Source organism: Micromonospora sp. WMMD1155 (assembly GCF_029581275.1).
In the GTDB taxonomy this organism is placed as follows: domain Bacteria; phylum Actinomycetota; class Actinomycetes; order Mycobacteriales; family Micromonosporaceae; genus Micromonospora.
Genome location: NZ_CP120742.1, coordinates 2471688 through 2485894, shown reverse-complemented (window position 1 = coordinate 2485894; position 14207 = coordinate 2471688). Strand labels below are relative to the sequence as shown.

Sequence of the window (14207 nt, the reverse complement as noted above, 5' to 3'; positions counted from 1 at the left end):
CTTAGCGCATGGGCACGCCCCTGCCAAGCCCGAACTGCTCGGCAGGGGCGCGTCAGCGCACGAGACCCGCCAGGTGCGGTCGACCGCGCGAGTCGTGCAGGGCGAACCCGCCCTCCGGCAGCAGCGCGAAGCTCACAGTGCTCGGCAGCGGCACCGGCAGCTTGAAGGCGACCTCGACGGCGTACGAGTCCGGCAGCCGGTTCTCCACCGCGGCCAGGCAGCGCGCCTTGCTCCACATGCCGTGCGCGATCGGCCGGTGGAAGCCGAACAGCCGCGCACCGAGCCGGGAGGTGTGGATCGGGTTGTGGTCTCCGGACACCCGCGCGTACTCCGTGCCGACGCGAGGTTCCACCCGCCAGCGGGCCGTGCCGACCGGCGCGTCGGGCCGCCCACCCCGATCGCCGCCGCCGGGCTTGCGTTCCCGACCCAGGTACGTCGAGACACCCTCCCAGACCGTCTCGCCGTCGACCGAGCCGACGAGCACCACGTCCACCTGCCGCCCCCGGTCGTGTGGGCGCAGGTTCTCGGCGTACGCCGTGAAGTCGAGTGTCTCGTCGGCGGTGATCGGGCGGTGCACGGCGATCCGGTTGCCGATGTGCACCAGGCCGGTGAGCGGGAGCGGGAACGCCGGCAGGGTCATCAGCCGCAGCGCTAGGGGGAAGCCCAGGACGTGCGGGAAGGTCCCCGGCAGTCGATCGCTGAGCCGGAACCCGCAGACCCGGTCGTAGTCGGCCAGGCGTGCCCGGTCGACTGTCACCCCGCCGACGGTCAGCTCGACAGCCGGCAGGCCGCTCCCTCGTCGTCCGCCGCCGAGACCCGGCAGCGCGCCGAGCAGCGCCCGCCGGTTCAACGCCCCGACCGCCGGCATCCGGGGCAGGTCGACCCGGGTGCGGCCGCCCGCCGCCGGGTCGAGAGCCGCCGACAGCGTCTCCGCGGTCAGCGCCTCGGTCGGGCCGTCGATCAGCTCGTGCAGGGAAAGGTCGTCGTCCGGTTCCCGCATCACGCCCCCAGCAGGCTCTGGCCGCAGACCCGGACCACGTTCCCGCTGACCGCGCCGCTCGCCGGCCAGGCCAACCAGCCGATCGTCTCGGCCACGTCCACCGGCAGGCCGCCCTGGGCCAGGCTGTTCATCCGCCGCCCCGCCTCCCGGACCACCAGCGGGATGCGCGCGGTCAGCCGGGTCTCGATGAAGCCGGGAGCCACCGCGTTGACGCTGATGCCCCGCTCCCGCAGGGTCGGGGCGAGCGAGTCGACCAGCCCGATCACCCCGGCCTTGCTGGTGGCGTAGTTGGTCTGGCCCCGGTTGCCGGCGATCCCGGCGATCGAGGAGACCGACACGATTCGCCCGCCGACCGGGATCAACCCCCGCTCCAGCAGCACGTCGTTGATCCGCTCCTGGCTGGAGAGGTTGACGTCGAGGACCTGGTCCCACCGGTCGGCATCCATCCGGCCGAGCGTCTTGTCCCGGGTGATACCGGCGTTGTGCACCACCACGTCGACCCGGCCGTGCCGACTGGCCAGGTGGTCGGCGAGCCGGGTCGGCGCGTCCGGTGCGGTCAGGTCGAGCTGCACGGCGGTGCCGCCGATGTCGTTCGCCACCGCCGCGAGCGCGTCCCCGGCGGCGGGGATGTCCAGGGCCACCACCCGCGCGCCGTCGCGGGCGAGCACCTTCGCCAGCGCCGCCCCGATCCCCCGGGCGGCACCGGTGACCAGCACCACCTGCCCGTCCAAAGGGCGCTCCCAGTCGGCCGGGACGCTCGCCTCGCCCGCGCCGACCCGGATCACCTGACCGGAGACGTACGCCGACCGCCCGGAGAGCAGGAACCGGAGAGTCGATTCGAGACTCGTGAGCGTGCCGGTGCCGTCGACCTGGCGGGTCACGTAGACGAGCTGGGCGGTGGTGCCCCGACCGAACTCCTTGCCGATGCTGCGGACCAGCCCTTCCAGGGCGCGCTGGGCGGTCGCCTCGCGGGGCGTCGGGCACTCGTTCGGCGGGGTGCCCAGCACGATCACCCGGCCACTGGGCAGCACGGCCCGGGCGTGCGGGTGGAAGAAGTCGTAGAGCCGGCGGAGCTGGGTGGAGTCGGTGATGCCGCTGGCGTCGTACACCAGTGCTCCGAAGCGGTCCTGAGGTCCGGCGTCGGCGGCATCGCGCAGCTCGACCCCGGCGGTGGTCAGGATCGTGCCGACCGGCTCGGCGAGCCGACCGCCGGTGGCCGCGCCGAGCACTGCCGGCCCGGGCAGCAGCGGGTCGCCGGGGTGGTGCCGGCGCAGTCGAGGCGGATCGGGGAGCCCGAGGCGCTTGACCAGCGCGCGGCCGGCGGCCGATTGGACGAAGCTCGCGTACCTGTCGGTCATGGGCGTAGCCTACTGGCGAGTAGGGTTCGAGCAACACTTTGCGAGGAGGCGGATCGTGCAGAGCATCCGGAGGGTCGCGGTCATCGGGGGCAACCGCATCCCCTTCGCCCGTTCCAACTCCCGCTACGCGGACGCGTCCAACGCCGACCTGCTCGGCGCGGCGCTGGACGGGCTGATCGCCCGGTACGGGCTGGCCGGGCAACGGGTCGGCGAGGTCGTGACCGGGGCGGTGCTCAAACACTCCCGCGACTTCAACCTCACCCGCGAGGTGGTCCTCGGCTCCCGGCTCGACCCGCACACCCCCGCGTACGACATCCAGCAGGCCTGCGGCACCGGCCTGGAGGCGGCGATCCTCGTCGCCAACAAGATCGCCCTCGGTCAACTCGACGTGGGCATCGCCGGCGGCGTCGACACCACCTCCGACGCGCCGCTCGCGGTCAACGAGGAGATGCGTCGCACGCTGCTCAAGCTCAACAGCGCCCGCACCCTCGGCGAGCGGTTGAAGATCGCCGCGAAGCTGCGCCCGCTCCAGCCGTTCAAGCCGGACGTCCCGCGCAACGCCGAACCGCGTACCGGCCTGTCCATGGGTGACCACGCCGCCCGCACCGCGCTGCGCTGGCAGATCGACAGGCGATCCCAGGACGAGTTGGCACTGCGCTCGCACCAGCGGCTCGCCGCCGCGTACGACAGGGGCTTCTTCGACGACCTGATGACGCCGTACCTGGGACTGACCCGCGACCAGAACCTGCGCCCCGACACCAGCGTGGAGAAGCTCGGCTCGCTCAAGCCGGTCTTCGGCACCCGTGGCCCGGACGCCGAGCAGGCCACCATGACCGCCGGCAACTCGTCACCGCTCACCGACGGCGCGTCCACCGTGCTGCTCGCCAGCGAGGAGTGGGCCGCCGCGCACAACCTGCCGGTGCTGGCCTGGTTCAGCTGGTCGGAGACGGCGGCGGTGGACTTCGTGCACGGCGACGAAGGGCTGCTGATGGCCCCCGTGTACGCGGTGCCCCGGATGCTGGCCCGGGCCGGGCTGACGTTGCAGGACTTCGACTACTACGAGATCCACGAGGCGTTCGCCTCGCAGGTGCTGGCCACCCTCGCGGCCTGGGAGTCGCCGGAGTTCTGCACGGACCGGCTCGGCCTGGACGCCCCACTGGGCACTGTCGACACCGATCGGCTCAACGTGAACGGCTCCTCGCTGGCCGCCGGCCACCCGTTCGCCGCCACCGGCGGGCGGATCGTGGCGACCCTGGCCAAGCTGCTGGCCGAGAAGGGCAGCGGACGCGGGCTGATCTCCATCTGCGCGGCCGGCGGTCAGGGCGTGACCGCGATCCTGGAGCGTTGAGCGGATCGTCGGTTACCGAACCACCTGGCACCAGACGTTAACGGTCCGTTCAGTAGTCGGCCCGCTGGCGGAGAGTTCACCGCGCAATGGTGATCCTTGCCGCGCCCTCGGCGCGGAATCGATCACTCCTGCGTGCGGAACGGGGCCGTATCTCCATGGAGTCTGTCGTTCCACAGACGATCACCCTCTCGGTGGTCATCCCGATGTTCAACGAGACCGCCGTCATCCCGGCTCTGGTCGCCCGGCTGCGGCCGGTCCTGGACGCGCTCGGTGTCGAGTACGAGGTGGTCGCCGTCGACGACGGCAGTCGGGACGATACCGTGTCGGTGCTCTTCGACCACGGCCGCGACTGGCCCCAACTCCGAGTGCTCCGGCTGCGGCGCAACAGCGGTCACCAGGCGGCGTTGACCGCCGGTCTCCACCGGGCCGTCGGACACTGGGTGGTCAGCCTGGACGCCGATCTTCAGGATCCGCCGGAGACCATCGCCGAGATGCTTCGGGTGGCCCGCGAGGACGGGGTGGACGTCGTCTACGGGGTGCGCGCCGACCGCAGCACCGACACGGTCTTCAAGCGCAACACCGCCCGGGGCTACTACTGGGCGATGCGTCGGCTCGTCGGTGTCGACCTGCCCGCGCAGGCTGGTGACTTCCGGTTGCTCAGCCGGGACGTGATCGAGGTGCTGCGCGACCTGCCCGAACGTGCCCCGGTCTACCGGCTGCTGGTGCCGTCGCTCGGCTTCCCCAGCGCCGAGGTGCGCTACGACCGCGAGGCCCGTGCCGCCGGGGAGACGAAGTACCCGCTGCGCCGGATGGTCGCGCTGGCCTGGGAGAGCACGGCGAACTTCTCGGCCGCACCCCTGCGCCTGGCCACCTGGATGGGAATGTCGAGCTTCCTGCTCTGCCTGGCCCTGATCGTGTTCGGCGTGGTCGTCCACGTCTCCGGTGCCACCATCCCCGGCTGGACCTCGATGTTCGTCGCGGTGCTGCTGCTCAGTGGGGTGCAGTTGGTCTGTCTCGGCCTGCTCGGCGAGTACGTCGGCCGGATCTACGCCACGGTGCAGAACCGGCCCGCCTTCCACGTCGGGTTCGACTCCCGGGACGGTGTTCCGGGCGCGGAGACAGGTGCACGTGGTCGTGTCGGTCACGACGTCGTCCGCCTCCGTGGCTGACGCCCTGCTGGCCGAGCGGGTCGACATTCCGGCCCCAGCCTCGGCCCCGCGCCGGAATGCTCTCGCGCTGGTTCTCAGCACGCTCCCGTGGGCGCTCGTGATCGGCGCACTGCTCGTGGTGTGGTCACGTGGCGGCGTGCCGGTGCCGGACCTCGCCCGGTTCTCCGCGTACTGGGCGTTCGGGCTGGTGCTCCCCGGGACCCTGGTGCACCGCGCGCTGCGCGGCAGTCGCGGCAACCTCGCCGAGGACCTCGGCTTCGGCGCGGCCACCGGCCTGCTGTTGGAGATCATCGCTTGGGCGTCGGCCGCGGCGACCGGTCAACAGACCCTGCTGCGATGGTGGCCGCTACCCGTACTCGTCGCGTTCGCCGCCGTGCCCCGGTTGCGCCGGCACTGGCGGGCCGGCGAGCGCCGCCCGCTGCCGGTCGGCTGGCACTGGGGCATGGGCGGGGCGCTGCTGGTGGTGCTGGCCTGGGGGTACGTCCAGTGGCGGATGGTCCCGCTGCCCCCGGTGTCCGGCGGCTACTACCAGGACGTGCTCTACCACCTGGGTCTGGTGCAGGAGTTGACGCGGGCGATGCCGTTCGAGCTGCCGCACGTCGCGGGGGAGGCGTTGCGTTACCACTACCTCTCCGACGCCCACATCGCCAGCGGCAGCATGATCACTGGCATCGCACCGACGACGGTGCTGCTGCGGCTGTGGCTGGTACCGGTGGTCGGCGTGGCGGTGGTGCTCGCCGCCGGGCTCGCCCGCGACCTGGGCGGTGCCATCTGGACCGGCCCGGTGGTCGGTGTCACCGGCTTCGTCGGGACGACCGTCACGCTCGGCTCGGCCGTGGGCGTGTCCGGTGACATTCCACTGTCGTACGGCAGCCCGTCCCAGACGTACGTGCTGGTGCCGTTGTTGCTGCTCACCGGGCTCTGCGTCGACGTCGTCCGGGGACGTCCCCTCGGCCTGGCCTGGGGGATGGTTCCGGCGCTCGGCCTGGTCTGCGCGGGAGCGAAGTCCAGCGCGTTGCCACCGCTGATCGCCGCCCTGGGTCTCACCGCGGCGGTGTTCTGGTGGCGGGAGCGGCGGCTTCCCCGGCCTGCCCTGGTGGCGCTGGCCTGCCTCGTCGCGGCGATGGCGCTCGGTTTCCGGCTGTTCGCCGGCGGTGGGGCGTCCACGCTGCGCGTGCAGGCGTTGGCGCTGCTGCACTTCATCGCCCCGTACGCCGAGACCCTCGGCGGGGGCGACGGGATCTGGCCGGATGCGCCACTGCCGCCGGGCATCAACGACGGCGGTGCCCTCGGGTGGCTGCTGGCGTTCAGCGTGGTTGTCTGGTGGGTGCTGGGCCAGGCACCCCGCTGGGTGGGCATGAGCATGCTCGCCGACAGTGGGCGCAGAGCCGATCAGGCCGTTTGGCTGCTCACCGGCACGGTGCTCGCCGGTGCCGCCACCACCTGGGTCTTCCAGCACCCGTCGATCAGCCAGATCTACTTCTGGATGGGTGTCATTCCGGTCGGCACGGTGCTGACCGTCTGGGCGCTCGCCGCGGCCCGGGCGCCCTGGCCGGTACTGGTGGTGCCCGGTCTGGCCGGCGCGGTGACGGCGCTCGTCACCGCCGGCACCGTGGGTTTCGCGCTGCCGAGGATCGCCCGTCCGGGGACGTCCACCATCGAGGGCTGGCTGCGGGTGCTCGGCGTCTCGGCGGTCCGGTACGTGCTGTTCCTCGCGGTGGCCGCCGCGCTCGCCGTCGGGGTGGCCGCCCTGTGGCGTCGACGGGTGCCCGTAGCGGGAGGACGGCGGCGAACGGCCACGATCGCGGTGGCCGGGGTCACCGCGGCGATGCTCGGCGCCAGCGCCGCCGTCCCGCTGGGCGGCCTCGTCCGTTCGGTGCTCACCGAGCCGGTGCCGGCGACCGGGCCCCAGCCGTACGCGCTGACCGTCGACGAGATGCGCGCGGCGCTGTGGCTGGACGAGAACGCGGGCGACGAGGACGTGGTCGCCACCAACGTCCACTGCCGTCCCGTGCGGACCACCCCGCACTGCGACGCCCGGGCGTTCTGGGTGACCGGGCTGGGCGGGCACCGCACAGTGGTGGAGAGCTGGGGTTACACCGACGCGGTAGTGGCCGCCCACGGCGTCGACAACCTGGGGTACGCGCGGCAGAACTTCCCCGACCAGGAGTTGCTCGCGCTCAACGACGGCGTGTTCACCTCGCCGACCGTCGCCGACCTGGACCGCCTCCGCACGGTTCACCGGGTCCGGTGGTTGTTCGCCGACGCCAGGGCGGGCACGGTGTCGCCGGAGCTGGCCCGGCTGGCCCAGGTTCGGCTGGTCGCCGGCTCGGTGACCGTCTACGAGCTCACCCGTTCCTGACCGCTCCGGGGTTCCGGCCCGGTCCCGGCGCCGGTCAGCGGGTGCGGGACAATGAGGTACGTGACGACGATCCCGAACGTGCTCGCCAACCGGTACGCCTCGCCCGAACTGGTCGCCCTCTGGTCTCCGGAGGAGAAGGTCCGGATGGAGCGGCGACTCTGGCTCGCCGTGCTCCGCGCCCAGCGTGACCTGGGTGTCGCGGTGCCGGACGGCGTGGTCGAGGCGTACGAGCGGGTGCTCGACCAGGTCGACCTCGCCTCGATCGCGGAGCGGGAGCGGGTCACCCGGCACGACGTGAAGGCCCGGATCGAGGAGTTCAGCGCGCTCGCCGGGCACGAGCACGTGCACAAGGGCATGACCTCGCGGGACCTGACCGAGAACGTCGAGCAGCTCCAGGTGCGTGCCTCGTTGGAGCTGATCCGGGACCGCGTGGTCGCCACCCTGGCCCGCCTCGCCTTCCTGGCGTACGAGCATTCCGAGCTGGTCATGACCGGCCGTTCGCACAACGTGGCGGCGCAGGCCACCACGCTGGGCAAGCGCTTCGCCTCGGCGGCGGAGGAGTTGCTGATCGCGTACGAGCGGCTGGAGGAGCTGATCGCCCGGTACCCGCTGCGGGGGATCAAGGGCCCGGTCGGCACTGCCGCCGACCAGTTGGACCTCTTCGACGGGGACGCCGACAAGGTCGCCGAGCTGGAGCGGCGGGTCGCCGAACACCTGGGCTTCTCCCGGGTGCTGGACAGCGTCGGCCAGGTCTACCCCCGCTCGCTGGACTTCGACGTGCTGGCCGCGCTGGCGCAGACCGCCGCGGCGCCGTCGTCGCTGGCTACCACGATCCGGCTGATGGTCGGCCAGGAATTGGCCACCGAGGGCTTCAAGCCCGGCCAGGTCGGGTCCAGCGCCATGCCGCACAAGATGAACACGCGCTCGTCGGAGCGGGTGAACGGCTTCGCCGTGATCATCAGGGGTTACCTGTCGATGGTCGGCGAGCTGGCCGGCGACCAGTGGAACGAGGGGGACGTGTCCTGCTCGGTGGTCCGTCGGGTCGCCCTGCCGGACGCGTTCTTCGCCGCTGACGGGCTGTTCCAGACGTTCCTGACGGTGCTCGACGAGTTCGGCGCGTACCCGGCGGTGATCAACCGGGAGTTGGAGCGGTTCCTGCCGTTCCTGGCCACCACCAAGATCCTGGTCGCGGCGGTCCGGCGTGGCGTCGGTCGGGAGGTCGCCCACGAGGTGATCAAGGAGCACGCGGTCGCGGTGGCCCTGGCGATGCGCGAGAAGGGCTCCCCGGAGAACGACCTCTTCGACAGGTTGGCGGCCGACGGCCGGCTCGGCCTGTCCCGCGCCGACATCGACACCCTGGTCGCCGACCGCAGCGCCTTCGTCGGCGCCGCCCAGGCCCAGGTGGCAGCGGTGACCAAGCGGATCACCAAGGTGGTGGAGACCCACCCCGAAGCCGCCACCTACAGCCCACCCCCCATCCTCTAACCCATCCCACCTCCTACCTCCCACCTCCCCGGGCGCCCCTCCGCACCCCGGTGATCAAGAGGTTTGTGTCATCTTCGATCTCCCTGCTGACCGAAACCTCTTGATCAACAGGGCGACGGCGGGCGCCGGGGTCCCGGTGGGGGCTACTCGCCGGTGGGGGTTTCGGCGGCTGTTCTCAGGTTGGGGGCGCTGGCCGGTTCGGCGATGCCGCCGAGAGACTCGGCGAAGGCCGGGTCGGTGGCGGTCTCCGCGGCGACCGCGGGCTGGTCGGCCGGCATGACCTCGGGCATGACGGGTACGGCGATCACGGCCGTCCCGTACGCGCAGATCTCCATCCACATCTCACCGCAGTCCCGGCTGTCGAACCGCATGCCGATCACGGCGTTCGCGCCGAGGCGCAGGGCCTCCTCGCCGAGCCGGGACACCGAGTCGGTGCGCCACCGGGTCAGGTTGTCCGGGGCCATCGGGTCGTACGCGCCACCGCGCAGGTTCTTGACCCCCTCGCGGTACGGGTTGCGCGTCCTGGCCATCGATGACACCACCTCACCGAGAATCTGGCGGATCTCGTAGCCGGGCAGTTGCTCCGTCGTCACGACCAGCACGTTTCCGATGCTGTCAGGAGCGGCCCGACCCGATCGGGCGCATTGTTCACCTGATCGGATGCTGCAAAACCGCGCGGCGCGGACGCCCGGCACGGGGCCGACCATCCGCGCCGCTCCGGGTGGTAACCGTCAGACTCCGGCCACCGAGGTGATCCAGGCCCGGTTGTACGCGACACTGCCGTAGTTCTGGATGCTGTAGCCGTCGGCCGTGGAGGCGACGCCGACCTGCTGGCCGTTGTAGAACTGCGGGCCGCCCGAGTCGCCCCGCCAGGCGTTGCCGCTGATCTCGGTGCTGCGGATCGCCTGCCCGCCGTACGCGTCGGTGACGCTGTTGCTGGTCACCCGGACGGTGGCGGTCTTCAGCTGGGTCGACGCCGAGCAGCCGCTGTAGCAGGTCATGCCCCACCCGTAGATCGAGTTCGTCGAGTTGATCGGCGGGTTGCTGTTGGCCAGGCTCACCGTGGAGGTGCTGACGCTGCTGGAGAGCCGCATGAGGGCCAGGTCGTAGCGGGTGTAGGTGGCGCTGATCGTGCGGGTGACCCCGCCGGAGGTCCGGTTCACGCTGCCGATCCGGACGGACATGGTGCCGTTGATGCAGTGCCGGGCGGTGAGCACCCACTGCGCGGCGATGACGCTGCCGGAGCAGGTGAACGAGCCGTTGCTGAGCACCGCGGCGGCCCAGGGCGCCGACGAGACGGTGGTGCCACCGATGATGGGTTGCGGGCCGGGCGGGGCGGCGGACGCGCCGGAGGTAGCGCCGAGGGCGCCGACCATCGCGATGCTGACGACGGCGAGCAGGGGGCGGATGCGCATCGGGTGGACTCCTTGGACGGGGCGGACCCGGGGTCGCCGGGTGCGGATGGGCGACGGCGGGAGGTCCCCGCCGTCGCCTCAATCGACTTACGTCGATGTACAGTAGGGCTCGCGCCGATCGTTATCAAGGATTTGATCGAGGTTACTCAATGTAACGATTCGGCCTCCCGTGGCGTCGTATAAGCCCTGCTGAGGCCACCTGCCGCGCTTGTCGGGGCGTCGGGAGCGCGGGCAATGTCGATCACTGCTTGAACTGCACCCGGCCGGTGCGTCCGTGGCCGTATCTGCCAGGTACGCTGGCTGCGCTCGCCCCATGTGGGTCGGCACCCAACTGCGTACACAGTCAGGAGTGCCCAGTGCCTCGCGTCGTCGTCGACGTCATGCTCAAGCCCGAGATCCTCGATCCGCAGGGCCAGGCCGTCGCAAACGCGCTGCCCCGGCTCGGCGTCGGTGACGTCGCCTCGGTCCGGATCGGCAGGCGGATCGAGATCGAGTTCACCGGTGAACCGGACCTGGACCGCGCTCGGGAGATTGCCGACAAGTTGCTCGCCAACCCGGTCATCGAGGACTTCACCGTCCGCCTGGTCGAGGCCGACGAGACCGCGGGCGCCCGCTCGTGACCGCCCGGGTCGGCGTGGTCACCTTCCCGGGCTCGCTCGACGACGGGGACGCGGCCCGGGCCGTCCGGATCGCCGGTGCCGAGCCGGTCCGGCTCTGGCACGGCGACGCGGACCTGCACGGGGTGGACGCCGTCGTGCTGCCCGGTGGCTTCTCCTACGGTGACTACCTGCGCTGCGGCGCCATCGCCCGGTTCGCCCCGGTGATGGAGACGATCGTGGACGCCGCCCAGGGTGGCCTGCCCGTGCTCGGCATCTGCAACGGCTTCCAGATCCTCTGCGAGGCGCATCTGCTGCCCGGCGCGCTCACGCGCAACCAGCACCTGCACTTCCGCAACCGGGACCAGGTCCTGCGCATCGAGTCGGCCGGCACCGCGTGGACCAACGCGTTCCAGCCCGGCCAGGAGGTGCTCGTCCCGGTCAAGAACGGCGAGGGCTGCTACGTCGCGGACACCGCCACCCTGGACCAGCTCGAGGCCGAGGGCCGGGTGGTCGCCCGCTACGTCGGCGGCAACCCGAACGGCTCCCTGCGCGACATCGCCGCGATCACCAACGCCGCCGGCAACGTGGTCGGCATCATGCCGCACCCCGAGCACGCGGTGGAGGCGCTGACCGGCCCGTCGCTGGACGGCCTCGGCTTCTTCACGTCGGTCCTCAAGCACCTGGTCGGGGCGCCCGCGTGAGTGCGAGGAGCGCCGCGGTGACCAGCGTCACGATCATCGGTCTGCTCGACCGCCGGTCCGGCGGGCACGAGCGCAGCGAGGAGAGGTCATGACCACCCATCCGGACCCGGTACGGGACAACCCGGAGGCGTACTCCGCCCCGGCGCAGCCGGCCGAGCCGAGCGCGGCGCAGCCCGTCGCCCCGGCGGCCGCTGCCGCCCAGCCGGCCGCAGCCGTGTGGACCGAGGGCGTGGACACCGTGCCGCGCGCCGGTGGCACCCCGGGCGAGCTCCAGCCGTACACCGAGCTGGGCCTGCGCGACGACGAGTACGAGCGGATCCGGCAGATCCTCGACCGCCGGCCCACGCAGTCCGAGTTGGCCATGTACTCGATCATGTGGAGCGAGCACTGCTCCTACAAGTCGAGCAAGGTGCACCTGCGCCAGTTCGGTGAGAAGGCCCCGCAGAGCGACAGGCTGCTCGCCGGCATCGGCGAGAACGCCGGTGTCGTGCAGATCTCCGACGAGCTGGCGGTGACCTTCAAGGTCGAGTCGCACAACCACCCGAGCTTCGTCGAGCCGTACCAGGGTGCGGCGACCGGTGTCGGCGGCATCGTCCGGGACATCCTCGCCATGGGCGCCCGCCCGGTCGCGGTGATGGACCCGCTGCGTTTCGGTGCCGCGGACCACCCGGACACCGCCCGGGTCCTCACCGGCGTGGTCGCCGGCGTCGGCGGCTACGGCAACTGCCTCGGCCTGCCCAACATCGGTGGCGAGTTGGTCTTCGACCCCTCGTACCAGGGCAACCCGCTACTCAACGCGCTCTGCCTGGGCGTGCTGCCGGTCGACCGGCTGCAGAACAAGGCCGCTGCCGGCCCGGGCAACGTTGTCGTGCTGATGGGCGCCAAGACCGGGCGCGACGGCATCGGCGGCGTTTCGGTGCTGGCCAGCGCCACCTTCGACGAGGGCAGCGAGGCCCGTCGCCCCGCCGTGCAGGTCGGCGACCCGTTCACCGAGAAGTTGTTGATCGAGGCGTGCCTTGAGCTGTACGACGGCCAACTGGTCGTCGGCATCCAGGACCTCGGCGGCGCCGGCCTGACCTGCGCGCTCACCGAGACCGCCGCCGCGGCCGGCACCGGCATGCGGGTCTGGCTGGAACGGGTGCCCCTGCGGGAGCCCTCGATGGAGCCGCACGAGATCCTGGCCAGCGAGTCGCAGGAGCGGATGCTGCTGGTCGTCGAGCCGGACAAGCTCGACGCGGTGCTCAAGACCGCCGAGAAGTGGGGCGTGCTCGCCACCGCGATCGGTGAGGTCATCGCGCCGGAGCCGGACGGGCGTCCGGGTCGGCTGCTGATCACCTGGCAGGACCACCTGGTCGTCGACGTACCCCCGGGTTCGCTCGTCGACGACGGCCCGGTCTACGCCCGGCCGATGCGTGAGCCGGCCGACCTGATCCTGCTCCAGGCGGACCGGGCCGAGACCCTGCCCCGCCCGGCCGACCCGGAGGCGCTGCGGGACACCGTGCTGCGCATGATCGCGTCGCCGAACCTGGCCGACAAGACCTGGGTCACCGAGCAGTACGACCGCTATGTGCTGGGCAACACCGTGCTCGCCCAGCCGGAGGACGGCGGCGTGATCCGGATCGACGAGCGCACCGGGCTGGGTGTGGCGCTGTCGGTGGACGGCAACGGTCGGTACGCCCGACTGGACCCGTACAACGGCACCAAGCTGGCCCTGGCCGAGGCGTACCGGAACGTGGCGGTGACCGGCGCGAAGCCGATCGCCGTGACCAACTGCCTCAACTTCGGCTCGCCCGAGGACCCGGGCGTCATGTGGCAGTTCGCCGAGGCCGTCCGTGGCCTCGCGGACGGCTGCCTGGAGCTGGGCATCCCGGTGACCGGCGGCAACGTCAGCTTCTACAACCAGACCGGCGCGGCGGCCATCCACCCGACCCCGGTGGTCGGCGTGCTGGGTGTGCTGGACAACGTCGCCGACCGGGTGCCGATGGGCTTCGTGCCGCGCGCCGGTGGCGACCACGACCAGCTCTACCTGCTCGGCGAGACCAACGTCGAGCTGTCCGGCTCGGAGTGGGCCTGGGTGACGCACGAGCACCTCGGTGGCATCCCGCCGCAGGTCGACCTGCTCCGCGAGAAGGCGCTCGCCGACCTGCTGGCCGAGGCGGCCCGGGTCGGGCACCTCAGCTCGGCACACGACCTCTCCGACGGCGGTCTCGCCCAGAGCCTGGTCGAGTCCTGCCTGCGTCGCGGCGTCGGCGCCCGGGTCGCGGTGCCGGAGCAGTTCACCGAGGGTTCGATGCCGTTCGTCTACCTGTTCAGCGAGTCCGCCACGCGGGCGCTGGTGTCGGTGCCGCGCGGCCACGACAAGGCGTTCGCGGCGCTCTGCGCCGAGCGGGGCGTGCCGTTCGAGCTGATCGGTGTCACCGACCCGTCCGGCGGCGCGCTCGAGGTGCACGGGCAGTTCCGCATCGGCCTGGACGAGCTGCGCGCCGCGCACACCGAGACGTTGCCGCGCCTCTTCGGGGGCTCGGCAGCCGTCGAGGTGCCCGCGCCGGCCGCCGGTGTGGCGGGTGCGGTCGAGGCCGTACCGCTGCCGGTCGTCCCGGACGCGGAGGCCGCACCGGTGGACCCGGCCGAGGTGGTCTCCGAGCCCATCGCTTCGTCAGGCCCCTCCCCGGAGACCGGCGCTGTCGAACCGATCGCATCGGAGTCCTCCGACGGGCCCACCGAGTCGGACACCGGTGCCACCGAGCCGTCGCCTGACGAGCGCTGAGGC

11 protein-coding genes are annotated in these 14207 nt (G+C 71.9%); 7 read left to right on the top strand and 4 right to left on the bottom strand.

Features of this window, described 5'->3' with window-relative positions:
• Positions 1–52: 52 nt before the first annotated feature.
• A complete protein-coding gene (locus O7617_RS11185; protein ID WP_282264705.1) occupies positions 53–868 on the bottom strand; it encodes a MaoC/PaaZ C-terminal domain-containing protein in 816 nt (271 codons plus the stop codon).
• Positions 869–999: 131 nt separating this feature from the next.
• Complete coding sequence (locus O7617_RS11180; protein WP_282263318.1) at positions 1000–2358, bottom strand: 3-oxoacyl-ACP reductase; 1359 nt, start codon at positions 2356–2358, stop codon at positions 1000–1002.
• Positions 2359–2413: 55 nt separating this feature from the next.
• Here O7617_RS11180 and O7617_RS11175 point away from each other — a divergent pair, with 55 nt between their 5' ends.
• From O7617_RS11175 to purB, 4 genes are all read left to right on the top strand, one after another.
• Positions 2414–3706, top strand: a complete 1293-nt coding sequence (locus O7617_RS11175) for an acetyl-CoA C-acetyltransferase (RefSeq protein WP_282263317.1) — start codon at positions 2414–2416, stop codon at positions 3704–3706.
• 155 nt (positions 3707–3861) lie between these two features.
• Complete coding sequence (locus O7617_RS11170; protein WP_282263315.1) at positions 3862–4875, top strand: glycosyltransferase family 2 protein; 1014 nt, start codon at positions 3862–3864, stop codon at positions 4873–4875.
• Positions 4841–7237: a hypothetical protein gene (locus O7617_RS11165; RefSeq protein ID WP_282263314.1), complete on the top strand. Its 2397-nt coding sequence runs from the start codon at positions 4841–4843 to the stop codon at positions 7235–7237. The genes O7617_RS11170 and O7617_RS11165 overlap by 35 nt, the downstream gene beginning before the upstream one ends.
• A 60-nt stretch (positions 7238–7297) precedes the next feature.
• Positions 7298–8722: an adenylosuccinate lyase gene (gene purB / locus O7617_RS11160; RefSeq protein ID WP_145778179.1), complete on the top strand. Its 1425-nt coding sequence runs from the start codon at positions 7298–7300 to the stop codon at positions 8720–8722.
• A gap of 143 nt (positions 8723–8865) precedes the next feature.
• On the opposite strand, the gene O7617_RS11155 is transcribed toward purB, so the two are convergent.
• Together O7617_RS11155 and O7617_RS11150 are read right to left on the bottom strand one after the other, a co-directional pair.
• Positions 8866–9429 (bottom strand): YbjQ family protein, encoded by a 564-nt coding sequence (locus O7617_RS11155; protein ID WP_282263308.1) that lies wholly within the window; start codon positions 9427–9429, stop codon positions 8866–8868.
• A 24-nt stretch (positions 9430–9453) separates the two neighbouring features.
• Positions 9454–10137, bottom strand: a complete 684-nt coding sequence (locus O7617_RS11150) for a trypsin-like serine protease (RefSeq protein ID WP_282263306.1) — start codon at positions 10135–10137, stop codon at positions 9454–9456.
• 356 nt (positions 10138–10493) lie between these two features.
• Here O7617_RS11150 and purS point away from each other — a divergent pair, with 356 nt between their 5' ends.
• From purS to purL, 3 genes are all read left to right on the top strand, one after another.
• Positions 10494–10757: a phosphoribosylformylglycinamidine synthase subunit PurS gene (gene purS / locus O7617_RS11145; RefSeq protein WP_282263304.1), complete on the top strand. Its 264-nt coding sequence runs from the start codon at positions 10494–10496 to the stop codon at positions 10755–10757.
• Entirely contained in the window at positions 10754–11437 is a 684-nt protein-coding gene (gene purQ / locus O7617_RS11140; RefSeq protein ID WP_282263302.1) for a phosphoribosylformylglycinamidine synthase subunit PurQ, read from the top strand. Before purS ends, purQ begins: the two co-directional genes overlap by 4 nt.
• Before the next feature lie 88 nt (positions 11438–11525).
• Positions 11526–14204 carry a phosphoribosylformylglycinamidine synthase subunit PurL gene (gene purL, locus O7617_RS11135; RefSeq protein WP_282263301.1) on the top strand — a complete coding sequence of 893 codons (2679 nt, stop codon included), beginning with the start codon at positions 11526–11528 and terminating at the stop codon, positions 14202–14204.
• Positions 14205–14207: the final 3 nt, after the last annotated feature.